Annotated in this window: 21 protein-coding genes and 1 riboswitch; of the genes, 9 read left to right on the plus strand and 12 right to left on the minus strand. The window is 45.5% G+C overall.

Going from position 1 to position 20,394, the window contains the following annotated elements; all coding sequences use genetic code 11:
• Positions 1 to 48 precede the first annotated feature (48 nt).
• The 6 genes from lptB to ASV53_RS00215 are packed head-to-tail and all read right to left on the minus strand — an operon-like array spanning position 49 to position 4,340.
• Complete coding sequence (gene lptB / locus ASV53_RS00190; protein WP_094955662.1) at positions 49 to 774, minus strand: LPS export ABC transporter ATP-binding protein; 726 nt, start codon at positions 772 to 774, stop codon at positions 49 to 51.
• Positions 775 to 782: 8 nt separating this feature from the next.
• A complete protein-coding gene (gene lptA / locus ASV53_RS00195) occupies positions 783 to 1,295 on the minus strand; it encodes a lipopolysaccharide transport periplasmic protein LptA (RefSeq protein ID WP_094955663.1) in 513 nt (170 codons plus the stop codon).
• Positions 1,276 to 1,839 (minus strand): LPS export ABC transporter periplasmic protein LptC, encoded by a 564-nt coding sequence (lptC, locus tag ASV53_RS00200; protein ID WP_094955664.1) that lies wholly within the window; start codon positions 1,837 to 1,839, stop codon positions 1,276 to 1,278. Before lptC ends, lptA begins: the two co-directional genes overlap by 20 nt.
• Positions 1,836 to 2,390 (minus strand): 3-deoxy-manno-octulosonate-8-phosphatase KdsC, encoded by a 555-nt coding sequence (kdsC, locus tag ASV53_RS00205; protein WP_062689613.1) that lies wholly within the window; start codon positions 2,388 to 2,390, stop codon positions 1,836 to 1,838. The genes lptC and kdsC overlap by 4 nt, the downstream gene beginning before the upstream one ends.
• Positions 2,390 to 3,361 carry an arabinose-5-phosphate isomerase KdsD gene (gene kdsD / locus ASV53_RS00210; protein WP_094955701.1) on the minus strand — a complete coding sequence of 324 codons (972 nt, stop codon included), beginning with the start codon at positions 3,359 to 3,361 and terminating at the stop codon, positions 2,390 to 2,392. The genes kdsC and kdsD overlap by 1 nt, the downstream gene beginning before the upstream one ends.
• Positions 3,362 to 3,374: 13 nt before the next feature.
• A complete protein-coding gene (locus ASV53_RS00215) occupies positions 3,375 to 4,340 on the minus strand; it encodes a calcium/sodium antiporter (RefSeq protein ID WP_094955665.1) in 966 nt (321 codons plus the stop codon).
• Positions 4,341 to 4,722: 382 nt separating this feature from the next.
• On the opposite strand from ASV53_RS00215, the gene mlaF reads away from it, so the two are divergent.
• From mlaF to murA, 7 genes are read left to right on the plus strand one after another with little or no spacing between them, the layout of a single operon-like run.
• Entirely contained in the window at positions 4,723 to 5,532 is an 810-nt protein-coding gene (gene mlaF, locus ASV53_RS00220; protein WP_094955666.1) for a phospholipid ABC transporter ATP-binding protein MlaF, read from the plus strand.
• Positions 5,533 to 5,544: 12 nt separating this feature from the next.
• Positions 5,545 to 6,321 (plus strand): lipid asymmetry maintenance ABC transporter permease subunit MlaE, encoded by a 777-nt coding sequence (gene mlaE / locus ASV53_RS00225; RefSeq protein WP_062689617.1) that lies wholly within the window; start codon positions 5,545 to 5,547, stop codon positions 6,319 to 6,321.
• 3 nt (positions 6,322 to 6,324) lie between these two features.
• Positions 6,325 to 6,801: an outer membrane lipid asymmetry maintenance protein MlaD gene (gene mlaD / locus ASV53_RS00230; protein ID WP_062689619.1), complete on the plus strand. Its 477-nt coding sequence runs from the start codon at positions 6,325 to 6,327 to the stop codon at positions 6,799 to 6,801.
• 41 nt (positions 6,802 to 6,842) lie between these two features.
• Positions 6,843 to 7,484 (plus strand): phospholipid-binding protein MlaC, encoded by a 642-nt coding sequence (gene mlaC / locus ASV53_RS00235; RefSeq protein WP_439126475.1) that lies wholly within the window; start codon positions 6,843 to 6,845, stop codon positions 7,482 to 7,484.
• 5 nt (positions 7,485 to 7,489) lie between these two features.
• Positions 7,490 to 7,807, plus strand: a complete 318-nt coding sequence (locus ASV53_RS00240; RefSeq protein WP_062689731.1) for an STAS domain-containing protein — start codon at positions 7,490 to 7,492, stop codon at positions 7,805 to 7,807.
• 19 nt (positions 7,808 to 7,826) lie between these two features.
• The gene (gene ibaG, locus ASV53_RS00245; RefSeq protein WP_062689622.1) at positions 7,827 to 8,081 is read left to right on the plus strand and encodes a BolA family iron metabolism protein IbaG; all 255 of its coding nucleotides are present in this window, start codon (positions 7,827 to 7,829) and stop codon (positions 8,079 to 8,081) included.
• Between the two features lie 8 nt (positions 8,082 to 8,089).
• Positions 8,090 to 9,346 (plus strand): UDP-N-acetylglucosamine 1-carboxyvinyltransferase, encoded by a 1,257-nt coding sequence (gene murA, locus ASV53_RS00250; RefSeq protein ID WP_094955667.1) that lies wholly within the window; start codon positions 8,090 to 8,092, stop codon positions 9,344 to 9,346.
• Positions 9,347 to 9,413: 67 nt separating this feature from the next.
• Here murA and ASV53_RS00255 read toward each other — a convergent pair whose 3' ends face one another.
• From ASV53_RS00255 to lysC, 3 genes are read right to left on the minus strand one after another with little or no spacing between them, the layout of a single operon-like run.
• Positions 9,414 to 10,244: an IS3 family transposase gene (locus ASV53_RS00255; RefSeq protein ID WP_239928692.1), complete on the minus strand. Its 831-nt coding sequence runs from the start codon at positions 10,242 to 10,244 to the stop codon at positions 9,414 to 9,416.
• Positions 10,245 to 10,255: 11 nt separating this feature from the next.
• Positions 10,256 to 10,747: a helix-turn-helix domain-containing protein gene (locus ASV53_RS26465; protein ID WP_094955669.1), complete on the minus strand. Its 492-nt coding sequence runs from the start codon at positions 10,745 to 10,747 to the stop codon at positions 10,256 to 10,258.
• A 6-nt stretch (positions 10,748 to 10,753) separates the two neighbouring features.
• Entirely contained in the window at positions 10,754 to 12,136 is a 1,383-nt protein-coding gene (gene lysC, locus ASV53_RS00265; RefSeq protein ID WP_189337794.1) for a lysine-sensitive aspartokinase 3, read from the minus strand.
• Positions 12,137 to 12,241: 105 nt separating this feature from the next.
• Positions 12,242 to 12,440: riboswitch (Lysine riboswitch) on the minus strand.
• Positions 12,441 to 12,662: 222 nt separating this feature from the next.
• On the opposite strand from lysC, the gene ASV53_RS00270 reads away from it, so the two are divergent.
• Entirely contained in the window at positions 12,663 to 13,781 is a 1,119-nt protein-coding gene (locus ASV53_RS00270) for a pyridoxal-phosphate-dependent aminotransferase family protein (RefSeq protein ID WP_094955670.1), read from the plus strand.
• 85 nt (positions 13,782 to 13,866) lie between these two features.
• Here the strand turns inward: ASV53_RS00270 and ASV53_RS00275 are convergent, their stop codons facing one another.
• Positions 13,867 to 15,636 carry a PglL family O-oligosaccharyltransferase gene (locus ASV53_RS00275; protein WP_094955671.1) on the minus strand — a complete coding sequence of 590 codons (1,770 nt, stop codon included), beginning with the start codon at positions 15,634 to 15,636 and terminating at the stop codon, positions 13,867 to 13,869.
• A 100-nt stretch (positions 15,637 to 15,736) separates the two neighbouring features.
• Complete coding sequence (gene uvrA / locus ASV53_RS00280) at positions 15,737 to 18,571, minus strand: excinuclease ABC subunit UvrA (RefSeq protein ID WP_094955672.1); 2,835 nt, start codon at positions 18,569 to 18,571, stop codon at positions 15,737 to 15,739.
• Positions 18,572 to 18,825: 254 nt separating this feature from the next.
• Between uvrA and ASV53_RS00285 the strand changes: the two genes are divergently transcribed.
• On the plus strand, positions 18,826 to 19,386 hold the full coding sequence (locus tag ASV53_RS00285) for a single-stranded DNA-binding protein (RefSeq protein ID WP_062689569.1): 561 nt from the start codon (positions 18,826 to 18,828) through the stop codon (positions 19,384 to 19,386).
• 102 nt (positions 19,387 to 19,488) lie between these two features.
• On the opposite strand, the gene ASV53_RS00290 is transcribed toward ASV53_RS00285, so the two are convergent.
• Positions 19,489 to 20,376 (minus strand): LysR family transcriptional regulator, encoded by an 888-nt coding sequence (locus ASV53_RS00290; protein ID WP_094955673.1) that lies wholly within the window; start codon positions 20,374 to 20,376, stop codon positions 19,489 to 19,491.
• Positions 20,377 to 20,394: the final 18 nt, after the last annotated feature.

Genomic DNA, 20,394 nt, shown 5'->3' on the forward strand with positions numbered 1-20,394 from the left:
TATCAATGCACCTTGTCGTTATTGTTGTGCGTGCCGATCTATTACTAACTATAGACGGAACTGGTCGCCCAGATAAACACGTTTTACATGTTCATCGTTAAGAACGTCGGTTGGCGAGCCGTGCGCAATCAATTGTCCTTGACTAACAATGTAGGCATGTTCACATACGTCGAGAGTTTCACGAACATTATGGTCGGTGATCAGAACCCCAAGGCCACGATCACGTAAATGCTCAATGACTTTTTTGATGTCGATCACGGATATCGGGTCAACACCGGCAAAAGGTTCATCGAGTAAAATGAATTTTGGATTGGCTGCTAGCGCGCGGGCAATTTCAACACGGCGGCGTTCGCCCCCTGATAATGCCATACCTAAGCTATTGCGTATGTGCTGTATGTTGAATTCATCCAATAATTCTTCAAGCTTGTCTTGGCGTTCTGAACGGCTAAGCTCTTTGCGAGTTTGTAATACGGCCATGAGGTTGTCATGTACGCTTAAACGGCGAAAGATTGAAGCCTCTTGGGGCAGGTAGCCAATCCCCATACGAGAGCGGTTGTGCATCGGCTGCAAGCTGATATCAGTATCATCAATACTGATGGTGCCTTCATCACGTGCGACTAGGCCGACGATCATGTAAAACGAGGTAGTTTTACCTGCACCGTTAGGGCCAAGTAAGCCAACAATTTCACCTGATTTCACTTCAATGCTTACATCAGACACGACTTTGCGGCCATTGTAGCTTTTTGCGAGATGTGCTGCTTTTAACGTTGCCATAGTCGTGCTTATTTCTTATTCGAGTTTAACTGGGCGGGCTGCAAGATGGTGGTTACACGTTTCTTATCGCCACTTTGTGCTGCCAGTTTTTGTTCATCGATTTTGTAAGTGATCACTTTACCGCGGATCTCACTGCCATCTTGGATCAGCAGTGCTTCATTGGTCATCTTCAAAAATTCAGTCGCGGTAAGGTAGCGCATTTCGAGTGATTCACCGTCGATAGGCTTACCGTCATCCATGATTTGATGGAAGGTCGCAGGCTTACCATAGGCATCAATCACTTCTTGGCCTTCTTGGCCTTCTTGCCCTTTAGGTCGTGTTACCACAACTTTGTCGGCACGAATGTCGATACTGCCTTGGCGTAAAACCACATTGCCCGTGAAGGTCACGATATTATTTTGAATATCGAGATTTTGCGTATCCGAATCAATGTAAATTGGTTGCTCGGTATCGTCACTCAGTGCCCAGCTCGATGTACTGATACAAAGGCAAAGTAGGGTACTAATTTTGAATAGATTCATATCTACCTTTCACGTTGTTGAGTAGGGTCGCAACACTGCGATCCATGTTCCCCGTCATACCGTCGCCTTCGTTAATAAAAGCATCGCCCGTCATTACGACGTGGTCAGGGGTATCAAAATCTTTGCTGACAAGATCAATACGCAGGTTGTCGGTTTGGATTACTTTTAGGGTTGAGTCTGGCAGTAAATTAAAAATCCGAACATTGCCTTTCATATATAAAATCTGGTCTTGATCGAGTGTTGCATCATTAGAACTAATACGCCACTCAGTTTCTGTGCCTTCTCGAAAGAGCCACAACACTGGTTTGACGAAATCAGTGTCACCACTTTTCTTAAAGTGTTCAAGATACTCAGAATCGACTTGATAACTGCGAATACCGGTTTCGGTATGTGAGGTGCTCGTAACGATACTGCCCGTAAAGATAGGCTTTTCATCGTCAGGTTTAACTTGAACATCACCTTGCCAGTAGTCATTAATTAAGTAAAAGCCAGCCGATACACACACTATAAAAGCGAGTGTATAGAGTAGCTTATGTAAGGTCATATGCTTAAGCCTTTATGTTTATCCAGTTCACCTTTTGCTTCAAGGATCAGATCACAAACTTCGCGTACTGCGCCATAGCCACCTTGAATGCGTGTAATGAAATCAGCACGCTGTGCGAGTAATGGGTGACCGTCGGCAACACATACGGATAGACCGACTTTTTCCATTACTGGCCAATCAATCAGATCATCACCAATGTATGCCGTGTGTTCTGGGGCGATATTCAGATTGTTATGAATATCGGCGTAAGCGGCCAGCTTGTTATCTTGCCCTTGGTAGACGTGTTTGATACCCAAGGCTGACATGCGGTTTTCAACAATGGCGGATTTACGGCCTGTGATAATCGCGATTTCAACGCCAGCGCCCATCAATGACTTAATGCCATAACCGTCACGTGTATGGAAGGTTTTTAATTCCTCTCCATCGTTACCCATGTAAATACGGCCATCGGAAAACACACCATCGACATCACAAATCAGTAAGCGAATCTGTTTCGCTTGCTGGTATACGTTTTGACAGACAGGACCATAAATAGTTTCGATTGTTGCCATTACATAACCCCTGCTTTTAGTAGGTCATGCATGTTTAAAGCGCCCACTAAGCGGTTATCTTCAGTGACAAGCAAGCCATTAATCTTCCTATCTTCCATCACTTTTAATCCTTCAGCGGCCAATATATTTGGCGAAATAGTTGAAGGGTTGCGTGTCATCACATCACCGATACTGGTGTTATGGATGTCGACACGGTTATCGAGTAAACGGCGCAGATCGCCATCAGTAAAAATACCCGTCAGCATTTCGCTATTATCGATGATCGCTGTCATCCCTAAGCCTTTGCGAGAGACTTCAAGTAGGGCATCTTTAATTGTGGCTTCTTCATTAACGATAGGCAGTAAGTCACCTTTGTGCATCACATCGCTAATACGCATTAACAGTTTGCGACCTAGCGCACCACCTGGGTGAGAAAGCGCGAAATCGTCAGCTGTAAAACCGCGCGCTTCCATTATTGCAATCGCTAGCGCATCGCCCATAACTAATGTCGCGGTGGTGCTAGAGGTGGGTGCTAAGTTTAATGGGCATGCTTCTTTCTCTACGGTAATTTGCAAGTGGATCTGAGCAAATTTCGCCATGCTTGATTCTGGCTTACCTGTCATGCTGATAAGCGGGATACCAAGGCGTTTGATCACGGGTAATAACGCCATGATCTCAGACGCTTCACCTGAGTTTGATATCGCTAATACCACATCGTCTTTTTTGATCATACCAAGATCACCATGGCTCGCTTCGCCTGGGTGAACAAAGAAGGCTGGAGTACCCGTGCTTGCAAACGTTGCGGCTATCTTGTTACCAATGTGGCCGGATTTACCCATGCCCATGACAATAACCTTGCCTTTGCATTGGCAAATAAGCTCACACGCAGCGGCAAATTCGCTATTAACATACTGCTGAATGTTTTGCAGGGCTGCGATTTCAGTTTCCATTACTTTGCGACCATGGGCGCAAAAATCAAACATGTGCGACATCATTTACTCTCCGTTAACCTGCAACATTATAAAACAGATATCCCTGATAGGCGATAAAGCAGCAGAGAAGTATACCACCTTCTATACGGTTGATTCGGCGACGTTTTCCAAGTGCCATCAGCATTAATAAGACAGAAACGGCTAGCATCACGTAGAAGTCACGACCCATCGCGAGTGGACTTAATACCGATGGGTTTAATAAACCAGGGATACCCATAACCGCCAGAATGTTGAAAACGTTAGAGCCGATGATATTACCCACCGCCATATCATCTTCACCTTTGAAGATACTCGCGATAGACGCTGCTAGTTCTGGCAAGCTGGTACCAATTGCGATGATGGTTAAGCCGATCACTAGATCGCTCATGCCATAGTATTTGGCAATAGTCACCGCAGATTCAACCACCATATCTGAAGAGTAAAGCAGCAGCACTAGGCCAATGACAATCCAAACACCTGCCGCGATGTTACTGACACCGTCGGGGATTTCTGATTCTTGTTCATCAGCCAGCGCATCGCCTTCTACTTTTGCTTTTTGGCTGATTTTAAACATCGCGAACAAGAAAAGGACAAACAATATAACCAGCAGTACACCTTCATGGAAGCCTAAGTGACTATCCCAGAGCAAAGCACCTGCAACCAGCGTAACGCCCAGCATAAGAGGTAATTCACGGCGAATAATGCCGGAACTGATACTCAGTGGCTTGATAATGGCAGTGAGACCGATGATAAGGGCAATGTTGGCAATATTAGAGCCAAGTACGTTGCCTACCGCTGTATCTGTTTTTCCCGCGAGAGCAGCAGTTGCTGATACCATCATTTCAGGGGCTGACGATCCCATGGCAAGGATGGTCATACCGATGATCAGCGGTGCGACGCCAAAGTTTTTAGCGAGCGCAGCAGCACCAAAAACGAGGCGGTCTGCACTCCACACCAGAAGAGTTAAACCGATACAAAGTAAGACAATGGCTTCAAGCATTGTTATCCCTTTCTAATTCAAATTAATTGTGAACATTAGTTAAGAGGACAATTTTGACGTTTAGCAACTCAAAAGGGAAGGATAAACGCAGTGAATTTAACGTGATTAACTAAAGCTTTCGGTGAAGACGTTGAAAACCTACCGCATTGTTGTGCCTGAATGAATAGGCTAAGAGGGAAGTGATTGCTCACAATTCGAGGGATATTCGATTGTTTTGACCTTAGCTTTGCGAGGAAATAACGGAAAACTGACAGTTATTTTCTTGAGTTGCATGTATTATCTTTATTATTATCTGTCGCTTAGCTCATTTATCTGCTTATTGTGAACCTCGTGAATCGACAGAATCAGGGTATTGCACCAGAGAATAATCAACAGGAATGTTATGGGGCCAACTAACTCGCTTGTTACAATTAACAACATGACTTTCATGCGTGGTGAACGCCGAATTTTCGACAATGTCTGTATTGAGGTGCCCAAAGGGAAGATTACCGCCATTATGGGGCCATCAGGCATAGGTAAAACGACTTTATTACGCTTAATTGGTGGACAGTTAGCGCCTGATAGCGGCGAGGTTTGGTTTGATGGTCACAATATTCCGACATTGAACCGCAAAACGTTATACCAAGTTCGAAAGCGCATGAGTATGTTGTTTCAGTCTGGTGCGTTGTTCACTGATATGACGGTATTCGACAATATTGCCTTTCCGCTACGTGAGCATACTGATTTACCTGAAGACTTGTTACGTACATTGGTGCTCTTGAAATTGGAAGCTGTGGGCTTACGGGGTGCTGCCCAGTTGATGCCAAATGAGTTATCCGGCGGGATGGCGAGACGGGCTGCGTTAGCCCGTGCAATTGCATTAGACCCTGAATTGATCATGTATGACGAACCGTTTGTTGGCCAAGACCCGATTACCATGGGAGTATTGGTTAAATTAATCCGCGACATGAATCAAGCTCTGGGTGTTACTGCTGTTATCGTATCGCACGATGTCCCCGAAGTGATGAGTATTGCTGACAAAGTGTATTTACTCTCGGGTGGGAAAATTATTGGCAGTGGTAGTCCTGACGAACTACGCGCAAACCAAGATCCTCAGATTCGTCAGTTTCTTGATGGGGATGCCGACGGCCCAGTGCCGTTTCAGTATCCAGCTCAGCCGTTGGCTGATGATCTTTTTTCTTCTCAATCCTAAGCGGTATTAAACATGGAATGGATTCGCCGTCTCGGACGATTCACCTTAGATAAATGTACGGCGATAGGGCGAGCAACCTTGATGTTGTTCGGCGCGATATGCTGTAAGCCGCAGCCGAAAAAAATGTGGCCGTTGTTATTGGCTCAATTGTATTCAGTGGGTGTGCGTTCGATTGCTATTATTTTGGTTTCTGGTTTGTTCATTGGCATGGTTTTAAGCTTACAAGGCTATATCGTGCTAGTGGATTTCGGTGCAGAAACCAGCCTTGGTCAAATGGTCGCTTTGTCGTTATTACGTGAACTGGGTCCGGTGGTGACAGCATTATTGTTTGCTGGTCGAGCGGGCTCGGCATTAACAGCTGAAATTGGGTTAATGAAAACCACAGAACAACTCTCCAGTATGGAAATGATGGCGGTCGATCCACTGCGTAGGGTTATTGCTCCACGTTTTTGGGCGGGTGTTATTTCTATGCCGCTGCTCGCGATGATGTTTGCTGCCATTGGTATATGGGGTGGACAGCTCGTCGGGGTCGACTGGAAAGGGATCGACTATGGTAGTTTTTGGTCGGTAATGCAGTCGTCGGTTGAATTGGGGTATGACATTGGTAATAGCATTATCAAGTCGGTCTTTTTCGCAATAACCGTGACATGGATTGCCGTATTTAATGGGTACGATGCAGTACCCACTTCAGAAGGAATTAGTCAGGCAACAACCCGCACCGTGGTGAATTCATCCTTGGCGGTATTGGGGCTAGACTTTGTACTGACCGCGCTTATGTTTGGGAATTAACAGATGCAGCAGACAAAAAAAACAGAATTATGGGTAGGTTCATTTGTATTAATGGGCATTATTGCTTTGTTAATCCTTATCTTTCAGGTTGCTGATGTGAAAAATATTGGCAGTCGAGATACGTACAGTTTGAGTGCGCACTTCGACAATATTGGCGGCTTGAAAGTTCGTTCACCGATCAAAGTTGGCGGTGTCACTGTTGGTCAAGTAAGCAGTATCACATTAGACGGCGAAAGCTATGTACCTGTCGTTGAATTGACGATTGATAAGCAATTTGGTTACTTCCCCGAAACGAGCTCTGCAGCCATTTTAACGTCAGGATTACTGGGGGAACAATATGTGGGTATTAGCCCTGGGTTTGTTGATGATGATATTGAAATGCTAGGTAATGGCGATTTGATTGAAGATACAAAATCCGCGCTAGTATTAGAAGATATGATTGGTCAGGTGCTCTATAGCATCGGCGGTGATCAGAAATAGTGCGAGCGACATTGCGTAGATCAGAGAGGGAACAAAGAATGATACGATCTTTTATGATCAGTGTGTTGGGTGTAGTACTGACATTAACCAGCGCAATAGCGGCACCAATGGTTGATAAAACGGATCCATATACAATGATGGCTGCGGTTTCGACCACCATGTTTGATCGCTTGAAAGCTGAGCAGGCCACGATAGCGCAAAACCCAGAACATTTGCGCGTGGTAGTACAGCAAGAGCTTTTACCGTATGTAAATAGTCGTTACGCTGCGTATAAAGTACTCGGTCCTCAACTAAAGAAAACGACGAAAGAACAACGTAACGCGTTTGTTGATGCGTTTACTGATTACTTAGTGGCATCTTACGCCCAAGTGCTTACGCAATACTCTGATCAAAATATTCAAATTGAGCCTGCCAAAGCGGTTCCAGCGGATCGCAGTATCGTGTCGGTACGGGTTGATATTATCGATAAGCAACGTCCACCGATTCGATTGGACTTTAAAATGCGTAAGAATAAGAAAACCAATGAGTGGCAAGGTTACGACATGGTGGCGGAAGGTGTCAGCATGATCTCGACCAAACAAAGTGAGTGGAGTGGCCAATTACGCACCGAAGGTGTAGACGCGGTAACTAACACGCTGAAAACATTAGCAGCGAAGCCTATTCGCCGTGAAACAGATAAGTAATGGCCATGTCGAGTGCTAATACTGAAGTAAAATGGCAAATGATCTCTGATGGTCATTATTGCTTGTCAGGTCGCTTAGAACATGACACAGTCTCGACATTTTGGCGACAAAGAGAAGAGTGGGTACCCCAACAATTGGCGGTCACACTTGATTTGTCAGCACTTGAGCGAGTTGATTCTGCTGGTATGGTAATGCTGTTGCATCTATGCCAATACATCGAACAATCTGGTGGTCAATTGACGCTATGTAAGATGCCTGAACAACTTAGCACTTTGCTTCGCCTAAGCCATGTGGATTCATTATTCGCTGCCAATATCGCCTGAGCAGCAAAGAGGATAGATTGTGGAAATCTCTGAAATTAAAAAACTTCTTGAAAATGCCTTAGAACTTGATGAAGTCATCGTTAAGGGTGAAGGTAGTCACTACGAAGTGATTGCTGTTGGCGCGATGTTCGATGGTATGAACCGCGTGAAAAAACAACAGGCCATCTACGCACCGCTAATGGCACAAATTTCTGCTAACGAAATTCATGCGTTAAGCATTAAAACATACACGCCAGCAGAATGGGCGCGTGATAAAAAATTGATGTCGCTGTAGAGGTTATGATGCAGAAGTTTCGAATCCAGGGCGGTGGCCCATTAAGTGGCGAAGTCTCCATTTCTGGTGCTAAGAATGCAGCATTGCCTATTTTGTTTTCTGCGCTATTAGCAGAAGGCCCTGTTGAAGTGGCGAACGTGCCTAAATTGCGCGATATCGATACGACAATGGAATTGCTGACCCGTTTAGGTGCAAAAGTATCGCGTAATGGTTCTGTCCACGTTGATGCTAGCGGTGTAAATGAGTTTTGTGCTCCGTATGATTTAGTAAAAACCATGCGCGCTTCTATTTGGGCGTTAGGTCCATTGGTGGCACGTTTTGGTAAAGGCCAAGTTTCACTACCTGGTGGCTGTGCGATTGGTGCGCGTCCTGTTGATCTTCATATCAGCGGCCTTGAGCAACTTGGCGCAAGCATTACGCTTGAAGAAGGTTATGTTAAAGCCAGCGTTGATGGTCGCCTGAAAGGTGCTCACATCGTTATGGATAAAGTCAGTGTTGGCGCAACAGTGACTATCATGTCAGCGGCAACCTTAGCTGAAGGCACAACGATCATTGAGAACGCTGCGCGTGAACCAGAGATTGTTGATACAGCCGATTTCTTGAATGCATTGGGCGCGAAAGTGACGGGTGCTGGTACAGATACCATCACGATTGAAGGTGTTGAGCGTTTAGGTGGCGGTTATCACCGAGTGGTTCCTGATCGCATTGAAACGGGTACTTTCTTGGTTGCAGCTGCGGTATCTGGTGGCAAGATCATGTGTCGTAACACGCGTCCGTCTTTGATGGAAGCTGCGTTAGCAAAACTAGAAGAAGCTGGTGCTGCGGTTGAAACCGGAGAAGATTGGATCAGTTTGGACATGACAGATCGTGAGTTGAAAGCGGTAAACATTCGCACTGCACCACACCCTGGTTTTCCGACAGATATGCAAGCACAGTTCTCGCTGCTAAACCTTGTTGCTAAAGGCACAGGCATTATCACTGAAACGATTTTTGAAAACCGTTTCATGCACATTCCTGAGCTTATTCGTATGGGCGCACATGCCGAGATTGAAGGTAACACGGTTATCTGTGGTGACACCGACGGTCTTAGTGGCGCTCAAGTGATGGCGACGGATTTACGTGCATCAGCAAGCCTTGTGATTGCGGGTAGCATTGCAGAAGGCGAGACAATTGTGGATCGTATTTACCACATCGATCGTGGTTACGAACACATTGAAGAAAAATTCAGTGGCTTAGGTATGAGCATCGAACGTATCGATGGTTAATCTTTAGTACTGTATTGAACAAAAAGCCTCGCTATTTGAAGTGACCCCATTAAGTTGGACATTTTAGTTAAGCGGCTTGTAAGGCCTGATTTCGATATTCTATCGGAGTCAGGCCTTTTAGTTTTACCTTTATACGTTTTGTATTGTAATACTCGATGTACCCTTTAATCTTTTCTATCAGTTCATCGGCATCTTTGAAGCTTTTCCCGTGATACATCTCTGTTTTCAGCAACGCGAAAAAGTTCTCGGCTACAGCATTATCGAGGCAATTCCCTTTTCGCGACATACTTTGGGCAAGACCACAGTTAGCGAGTTGCTTTTGATAAGCCTTATGCCGATATTGCCAGCCTTGGTCGCTATGTACAATTGGTCTTGAGTGTCCTCTAAGTTTCTTTATTGCATCTTTCAACATGCCCGTAACCAGTGGTAGTCGAGCATTTTTGGCCAGCCTAAACGAGATCACTTCTTGATTAAACAGGTCAACTATCGGCGACAAATAGACTTTCTGCCCTTTAACCTTGAACTCGGTGACATCTGTCACCCACTTTTCATCAGGTTTTGTCGCCTTGAAGTCTCTTTCAAGTATGTTTGGTGCCGCTCTCCCTGCTTCTCCTCTGTAAGCTCGATACTTCTTTGGCCTCATCGTGGATTTTAGCCCCTGCCGGGTCATCAGCCGTTGTACCGTCTTGTGATTGAGCTTGATACCGCGATTCCTTAATTCCAAGTGAATACGGCGGTAGCCATAACGCCCCTCATGCTCATGATAAATCGATCTAATAACTTCTAGCTCGTGCTCATAAGCGTCAGGCTTATGGCATGCTTGAATTTGATAGTAGAACACACTCCTTGCCATCTTCATGGCTCGAAGTAGGTGCTTTAATGAGTGCTTTTCTTTCAGAGCTGAGACGGCTAACGCTTTTTCTTTGTTTGTCGACGCTTTTGCTGCTTCAGCTCCTCCAACTTTTTTAGAACAGCATTCTCTGCCCGCAAGTACGCCAGTTCCTCTTTCAGCTCTTCAAGGGTCATTTCGTCATCAGGTTTTGGTGTAGCTTTGGATTGAGATTTCATGAGAGGTCTTCCTATAGGGCGGTTTTCTAGTCCTTCTAAACCAGCCTCATTGTACTTTTTAAGCCATGACGACAAGATGCCAGGAGAGGATAGGTTCAAAACAGCGCTAGTGTGACTGAGAGACCACCCACTCGTCCACATCAGATTCAATGCCTGCAATTTCTTACCCGCACTACTGCTATGTGAGGAAGGTAAGAAGGAGTTGATGCCATGTATCGAATAGACCTGAGTCCAGTACCTTATTTGTCTCGATGATATTGAATATTCACTAGATAGCTGTCTGCTGGATGCTGTTCCATGAAGATATTGCCTAGCAATAGTAATATCTATTATGAGAGCTTAATGTTCTTCAAATAATTGCTGATGTAGCTGTTGTACGATTGGCTTCGCATTGTCTTGATCAATCAAGAAACAGAGATTGTGCGGGCTGGCGCCATAGCACACCATCCGAAGCTGATAATCATCGAGAGAACCAAATACTTGACTCACAGAGCCTTGGGTATGGCTCATTTGGTTACCGATCAATGCGACTAAGCAGAGCCCTTGCTCTACTTCTACTCGGCACCATTCGTTCAGAGCTTCAATCGCTGCTTGTGGTAGTGTCGGAGCACCACCTGCCGTATCGGTTTGATCCAGAGTCAGTGAAACGCTGACTTCTGATGTAGTAATTAAATCAACCGATATTTTATGCTCAGCTAAAATACGAAAGACTTCAGCGAGAAAGCCATAAGCATGGAACATATTCAAACTAGTGAGCGTCACCATAGTTTGGTTGCAACGAAGTGCTACCGCTCGAAAAAGAGGTGCATTGCTAACTGTTTGTCGAATCCAAGTCCCTCCTTGCCCTGGTGCTTTTGACGAGCCAACAAAAACTGGAATTTGTTGGCGTATCGCAGGAACTAAGGTTGAGGGGTGGAGAATTTTCGCTCCGAAATTGGCCATTTCAGAGGCTTCGCTAAAGCTGATTTCTTTAATGGGTTGTGCTTTGGCGGTAATACGAGGATCTGTGGTGTACATGCCAGGAACATCGGTCCAGATTTCTAAGGTGGTTGCATTGATTGCCTCGGCCATTAATGCGGCACTGTAATCACTACCGCCACGACCTAGAGTTGTCGTGTGGTTGCTTTCATCAGAACCAATAAACCCTTGGCTAACGACAACGTGATGCTGTAATTGGCTGCGGAGGTGATCGTTACTGAGTTGACGAATCGCAGTGGGGTTAGGAATGGCTTTGCCGTGTTGACTGTCCGTTCGCATCACTTGGCGGATATCGAATCGAATTGCATCAATACCTTGCTCTCGAAGAATTTGTGTAAATAAATGGGTCGAGAGTAGTTCGCCATTCGCCACTAATTGATCGGTAATCGCCGCGCTCGGTTGATCAATGGCTTGCTCTGAAAGTGCAGTGATATTCTCTAATAGAACTTGGATAGCGGCGGCAGGGATTTCAGGTGACTGAAGTTGATCGAGCACTGATTGATGGGTATCGTTCAGGGTTTGGAGTCGCTGCTGACGTAATGCATTATCTGCAATGCCCTGAGATAATTCTACTAGCAAGTTGGTGACCCCAGAGCATGCGCTGATCAAGACAAGGCGTGTTGCTGGGCTATTTGCCACAATGTGAGCACTACGCTGCATCGCATTAAAGTCGGCAACACTAGTGCCACCAAACTTAGCGACGGTAAGGGCTGGTGATGTTGAGGGTGATACAGTCGGGCTCAAAACATGTCTCCTAAAAACAGCATAAAGTATAGGAATCGGATGAAATAAGCGGGAGGTGCTGCTAGTACTGTAGCAGTATCAAACGGTGAACGGATAAAAATCACGACAACCAGAAGCTCCCCATATCAGACCTTTTTGATTCCATTCAAAAGGCAAAATATGACAGCCAGAAGGATTCAACCTTCAAAGCCGATATAGCCGATCCCCTGCTCGGACATATCTCGGCGTTACTCCCCCTCTTAGCTTGGCATTGGGGTGGGGCCCCGCCAAACAAATACCTGGGTAACGCTCCTCTTCTGTTTTTACCTGCTGAGAATATCAGCAGGATGAACAAAAACTGAATAGCCATTCAATAGGATTTATGGTGGGGTTGTCAATACATCAATGATTGATTATGCAAATAAATTGAAATAACTTGTGTAGGTAAACCGAAATCGCGAGCTTTGAAACAAAGATAAACATCGACCTACATTATTCTGATATATAACTACACATAAGCGTCAGATACCTTTTAAGGAGAATTACAATGACAATAGGAAGCTTCTACCCACCTCAACGTACTTTGATGGGGCCTGGTCCATCCGATATCTACCCACAAGTATTACAAGCGTTAAGTCGTCCGACTGTTGGTCACCTTGATCCGAGTTTCATTGGTATGATGGATGAACTAAAGCAGTTATTGCAGTACGCATTTCAGACTAAAAATAGCTTTACGATTGCGGTCTCTGCGCCGGGAAGTGCGGGGATGGAAGCGTGTTTTGTTAACTTGGTTGAACCAGGCGATAAAGTCATTGTATGTCGTAATGGGGTATTTGGCGATCGTATGCGCGAGAACGTAATTCGCTGTGGTGGTGAGGCGGTTATTGTTGATAACGCATGGGGAGAGCCCGTTGATCCCGCATTGGTTGAACAAGCGTTGGTACAGCACCCCGACGCTAAAGTGGTCGCTTTTGTGCATGCCGAAACATCAACAGGGGCATTGAGTGATGCAAAGGCAATCGCAGAAATCGCACGTCAGCATGATTGTTTAACCATAGTTGATGCAGTGACATCTCTGGGTGGGGTTCCTTTGCTGGTGGATGAGTGGCAACTTGATGCTGTCTATTCTGGTAGTCAGAAATGTTTATCTTGTGTTCCTGGATTATCACCACTGACGTTCTCACAACGCGCTATCGATAAGATAGAAGCGCGTACGAACCCTGTTCAGAGCTGGTTTCTGGATCAAAGCTTAGTACTGGGATACTGGAGTGGGGAAGGTAAGCGTAGCTACCACCATACCGCGCCAGTGAATAGCCTTTATGCATTACATGAAGCGTTAGTATTATTGCAGCAAGAAGGCTTAGAAAATGCTTGGCAGCGTCATCAAGATGCACACTTAGCTTTACGTGAAGGTCTTGAGCAACTCGGTATTCAATTTGTGGTGGCAGAAGAACACCGCTTACCGCAATTAAACGCGATTTATATTCCTGATGGTGTAGATGATGCCGAAGTCAGAAAGACCTTACTGATGCGATATAACCTTGAAATAGGGGCAGGCCTAGGTGCATTAGCGGGTAAAGCATGGCGCATTGGCTTGATGGGGTATGCAGCACGGAACGAGAATGTCGCTCTGTGTTTAAAAGCATTAGAAAGTACCTTGAAATAGTAGGATGAGACAGTGATGTAGAAATGGCGACCGTTATGGTCGCCATTTTTATATATTAAATGATCGATAGGTGGCGAAAAGAGGGTTATTCAACGGCAGGTTTAGCTGCTGATGTGACATCTGATAGCTCACTCAACGATTGAACCGCGAGTGCATCACTGAAATCACCCTCAGGAAATAAGAACTTAGCCTCTTGATAGATCTGTTCGGCATGAGCGTTATCTCCAAGTAAGCGATAAGACAATATCAAGTTGCCATACAGTTGTTCCCGTGGCCATGTTTTTGCCTTCACGGTCGCCCAGCGAATATATTCTTCAATCAATTCGGGTTTATTCAGCGTTTGAGCCAGTTCAAGCTGGGGCTGATGTAATGCCCACTCATAGCGGTGTTTCCAGGCCCAAGGGTTATTAACCTTCATTAAATAATCGATATTTAGCGGTAACGTTGTTTCAAACTTTGTCAGCATACGACCTGAATATAGGGTGGTGATCATATAACTACTAACGAGTAGCGGAATGAGCAAGGCACTGACCTTTATTCCTAATACGTAATTCAGTCCTTTTTTATGGTATTTCGCGGTGAGGTTATCCACCCAGTAGATCAGAATAATAAAGATCACCCAATGTACCAGCGAGTGATAAAACGGATACTCTAATTGGGTATGCAGTGTGATTGGGAAAAACAGAGCGACAAGTGCTAACTGCGTGCCATCACGGGCTTTTTTGATTTTAAATATAACCGCAGCGGCGGCAATCAGTAATGCGATAAGTGGCACTATGCCACCTTCCGCAGCCCAAAAGGTTAACTCATTGTGTGGATGATCAAGTGCCGGTAACCCCGCGGGTTGCGATGGATCTGCGTGATGCCAACGGGCTGTTTGGGTAAGGTAAGACACTTCAAAAGTGCCGTAGCCATAGCCTGTAAGAGGCTCAGTGGTAAACATCTTAAATGATTGTGGAATATGGATTGAGCGTGGGCTTTTTAGGCTAACTCTATCTTCTTGTGCTGACCAATCTGTGGACTGATTGATGGCATAAGACGTCGTTAGCCCTAGTATGATCATTAACAACCACATCCGCCACTGTGCTTTAGCGGCGAATTGTTTGAGGTATGGAATAAGTAATGCGACGCCAATAATCGCGCCAAGCCAACCCGTGCGAGAACTCAGCACGATAAGAATTGGAATAACCAGTACAGGCGTAATAAGTAGCAGCAGTTGTTGGAACGACCATTTACCACGGTACATCGGCATACGCGCAAGTAAGTATCCTGAAAGCACGAGTCCTGTCGCTAAGAAGCTGGCCATGACATTAGGCTGTTGGAAAATACCGTGCGGACGACTTTGGGTTGGATCAAAGCCAAAGGCGTTATTCGGTTCTATCCATAAGTATTGATACCAGCCAAATAAGGTCTGAGTCAGAATGCCTAACAGGATAAACCATAAAATGAGTTGGCGGCGACTTGGGGTGAACGCGAATTGTTGCAGGGCAACAAAGAACAAAAAACCGGCCCATAAACCAACGATGCGATCACTGACCGCTGCAATATCTGCGTTGTCGTATAGCATCGGAATCGACAAAAAAATGCAGCAAATGAACAATACGATCGTTAAGCGAGTGTAGCGCCAAATACGTTGGCGGCTGATTTCAAGTAAACCTACACCAATTGCAAAGCTAAAGGGCATCCAGCTGGTGGCATTAAAGGGGAGTTCTAACCCTGCTCCCCCTGGGTTGTGTTGGAAATATAACAACGCATGTACGAACAGCGCACAAAGGGCCGCGAGAAAAGGTTTAACCAAAGGTTTACTGATCCCTGGTTGAGCAAGCCGGGTTCCTTGGATATGTAGCACTGTCATGTTGCGTCCATTAATAATGATTCAAAAAAACGATCCAGTTTTATAAATAAAAAGCAGGTAACCATGTGATCACCTGCTTTGGCTGACAACATTATAAATGCTATTGGAGTGCGGGTAGCATAGGTTTTAAGAACCGTGCGGTATGTGAGCCTTCCACTAATGCCACCTCTTCTGGTGTGCCAGTTGCAATAATTTTACCACCGCCGCTGCCACCTTCTGGGCCCAAATCGATGATCCAATCAGCCGTTTTAATGACATCGAGATTATGCTCGATAACCACTATGGTATTGCCGTGCTCTCGTAAGCGGTGCAGAACCACTAACAGCTGCTGGATATCATGGAAATGAAGGCCGGTTGTCGGCTCATCCAGAATATATAATGTTTTGCCTGTATCGCGTTTAGATAGCTCGCGTGCCAACTTAACGCGTTGTGCTTCACCACCGGAAAGGGTTGTGGCAGCTTGACCTAAGCGAATGTACGATAAGCCTACATCCATTAAGGTTTGCAACTTTCTTGCAATTGCTGGCACAGGGTCAAAAAATTGGCGAGCATCTTCGACGGTCAAGTCTAACACCTCATCAATGGTTTTTCCCTTGTATTTCACTTCCAACGTTTCACGGTTATAACGCTTGCCTTTACACATGTCACACGGTACATAAACATCAGGTAAAAAGTGCATTTCGACTTTGATAACACCATCTCCCTGACATGCTTCACAGCGTCCACCTTTTACATTAAAGCTAAATCGGCCGGGCTTATAGCCTCGCGCTCGTGATTCTTGCGTTCCTGCAAAGAGCTCTCGGATAGGGGTGAATATCCCAGTGTAAGTGGCAGGGTTCGATCTCGGGGTACGACCAATAGGGCTTTGATCGATATCGATGACTTTATCGAAGTGTTCGAGATCTTGAATTTCACGATAAGGTGCAATCTCCCCTGTGGTTGCACCATTGAGCTGGTGATGTGCAATACGGAAAAAAGTGTCATTGATCAGGGTTGATTTACCTGAACCAGATACCCCCGTGATACAAGTAAACAGACCAACTGGAATTTCGACATCGACGCTATTGAGGTTGTTACCACTTGCGCCAAGTAACTTCACTGTCTTGGCTGGATCCATCGCAATGCGTTGCTCTGGGATCGCAATAGATTGCTTGCCACTTAAATACTGGCCTGTGAGCGATTCTGGCGCTTTTAGAATATCTTCCATAGTGCCTTCGGCAATAATCTGGCCACCGTGAACGCCAGCGCCAGGGCCAATATCAATCACGTGATCGGCTGCACGAATCGCATCTTCATCGTGTTCAACCACAATCACGGTATTACCTAAATCACGAAGATGTGTCAGGGTTTTGAGTAAGCGTTCGTTATCACGTTGGTGTAAACCGATTGAGGGTTCATCCAGCACATACATCACCCCGACTAAACCAGCACCAATTTGACTCGCTAAGCGGATACGTTGTGCTTCACCACCAGAGAGCGTATCAGCACCACGGGAAAGGTTAAGGTAATTCAGGCCGACATTGACTAAGAACGATAAACGATCGCGGATCTCTTTTAAGATCTTTTCGGCAATTTTTGCTCGTTGACCTATAAGGTTTAATTGTTCAAAGAAAGTCAGTGCTTCTTGAATACTGAATTCACAGATTTCAGGCAGCGTGGTTTCGGTGATGAACACATTACGGGCTTCTTGGCGAAGGCGAGAGCCATCGCAACTGGCACAGGGCTTTTTCGAGACAAACTTACTGAGTTCTTCACGCACCGCGTTTGATTCTGTTTCGCGATAGCGACGCTCCATATTATTGAGGATCCCCTCAAAGGGGTGACGACGTACCGTGATATCACCGCGATCATTGATGTACTTAAACTCAATATCCGTTTTGCCTGAACCATTTAAAATGATGGTTTGGATTTTTTTCGGTAAGCCATTGAACGGGCTTTCAACATCGAAGCCATAATGATCAGCTAAAGAGTTGAGCATTTGGAAGTAATAGAAATTGCGTTTATCCCAGCCTCGGATTGCTCCGCCTGAAAGACTGAGCTCTTCATTCTGTACTACACGGTCGGGATCAAAATATTGCTGAACACCCAGTCCATCACAAGTACCACAGGCGCCCGCCGGGTTATTGAAAGAGAACAGGCGAGGCTCTAGCTCCTGCATGCTATAGCCGCAATGTGGGCAAGCGAAGTTGGCAGAGAAAACGATATTTTCATGTTCGCCTTCGGTCATCGGGATTACCGTAACAGTACCGCCAGAAAGCTCTAACGCGGTTTCAAATGACTCAGCCAAACGCTGCTGAAGATCATCTCGCACCTTAAAGCGATCCACGACCACTTCAATGGTGTGCTTCTTGTGGAGTTCTAATGTTGGAGGATCGGATAGATCGCAGACCTCGCCATCAATGCGTGCACGGATATAACCTTGTGCGGCAAGATTGGCGAGCGTTTTAACATGTTCACCCTTACGGTCTTGTACGATTGGCGCGAGCAGCATCATTTTGCTGCCTTCAGGTAGCGATAATACTTTATCAACCATTTGACTCACGGTTTGTGCCGCAAGGGTAACATTATGAGTAGGGCAGCGAGGTTCTCCGACACGGGCATACAATAGACGCAAATAATCGTAGATCTCAGTGATGGTACCCACTGTCGAACGTGGATTGTGGGATGTTGATTTTTGTTCGATAGAAATCGCAGGAGAGAGGCCTTCGATGTGATCAACATCGGGCTTTTCCATTAATGATAAAAACTGACGCGCGTAGGCAGATAATGACTCAACATAGCGGCGCTGTCCTTCCGCATAGAGAGTATCGAAGGCAAGCGAGGATTTACCTGAACCAGATAGTCCTGTGATAACAATCAGCTTGTCACGTGGAATAGTAAGATTGATATTCTTGAGGTTGTGCGTACGCGCCCCCCTGACTTCGATTTGATCCATAATCTACCGACTAATTATTGATGACAATTAAGACAATGATTATGGCATAGGGTTTTGGGGCTTGAAAGAGTAAGCTGTATAAAGATACAGTAATATGAAGAGACTATTTGATTGCTATCGCAGTGCAACACTACCTATTTCGGTGAAGCGTAGCCGTAAGATAGTTATCCGTGATAGACTTCGCGATCACATCTAAACTTACATTTGTAGCAGCGACGAATAGACGCTGCGTCTGAAGAAATTTGGAGCTAACTATGGCCAGTCGTGGCGTAAATAAAGTTATCCTAGTCGGTAACTTAGGTAATGACCCAGAGATCCGTTACATGCCAAGCGGCGGTGCAGTAGCAAACATCACTATTGCTACTTCAGAGTCATGGCGTGATAAAAACACTGGCGAACAACGTGAGAAAACAGAATGGCACCGTGTGGCGCTATTCGGTAAAGTTGCAGAAGTTGCTGGTGAATACCTACGTAAAGGCTCACAAGTTTACATTGAAGGCCAACTACAAACGCGTAAGTGGCAAGACCAAAACGGCCAAGAACGTTACACAACAGAAGTTGTTGTTCAAGGCTTTAACGGCACAATGCAAATGCTTGGTGGTCGTCAAGGCGGCGGTCAAGGTATGGGTGCTCCTTCACAGGGTGGCGGTCAGCAGCAAGGTAACTGGGGTCAACCTCAACAACCTGCAGCGCAACAGCAGAATAACTTTGCACCACAGCAACAGTCTGCACCGCAACAACAAGCGCCGGCTCAACAGCCACAGCAGCAATACAATGAGCCACCAATGGACTTTGATGACGATATCCCGTTCTAAGGATCTTCGTACTGAAAGTCGATTATGATAATTGGCAAATGACAATAAAAAGGCAGCGTATATAGCTGCTTTTTTTGTGTCTGTTATTTGGCGTGATGTTTATTAGGTTGTTGGTGGCGTTGCTTTTTCTTTAATAAAATCAATGAATAGCTTGGTTTTGACGTGATTGTAATCCAGCTTAGGATAGTAAGCGTAAGCGGTACCTGTTGCCTGTTTTAATTCGGGTAATACCGGAACTAATAAGCCTTTACCTAACTCGCGTTTAATGGTGTTTTCACCTGTTAGGATGATGCCCATCCCAGCGACCGCTGCGGCCACTAACGCTTCGGGATTTTGAGTGGTAAAATTACCACGTAAGCGAAGCTGAATGTCATTTTCAAACATATGCACTTGTTCATGACCATAAACGCCAAACAACAGGCAATTATGCTGAGTCAGTTGTTCTGCTGTTTCAATTAACGGCTTACTCGCCAAGTAAGATGGTGCAGCATAAAAACACGGCTGGAAATTAAAGAGCTTAGTTGCGATGTAGCTCGAAGAATTAAAATCAGTCAGCTCGCGAGTGATAAATACATCCAAATTCAAATCGGGTAATTGCCCCGCTGTAATGGTGTGCAGCTCGACTTGAATATTAGGGTAGCGCTTCATAAATTCAGCAAGGTAGTGGACTAATACTCGGCTCCCTGTCGCTAACGGAGCGCCAATACGAAGCACACCGCGGACTTCGCCATAAGCCGATGTTGTTTCTGCCAGCATCTGGTGCCAATCATCCAGTAACCGAGTACTTCTTTGATAGAACAATTCTCCTGCATCTGTCACGGTTAAACTACGCGTTGTGCGTTTTAATAACTGGACTCCTAGTTGTTTTTCTAACCATGAAAGGCGTTTCGAGAGGGCTGAACTCGACGTGTTGAGCTGAGTCGCGGCTTGTGCCAGCGAGCCTTGGTCAACCACAGTCACGAAACTTTTGGTGCAGGTAATCCAATCCATAAAAATCCAGTGATGAAA

Source organism: Photobacterium sanguinicancri, from assembly GCF_002265265.1.
GTDB classification, from domain to species: domain Bacteria; phylum Pseudomonadota; class Gammaproteobacteria; order Enterobacterales; family Vibrionaceae; genus Photobacterium; species Photobacterium sanguinicancri.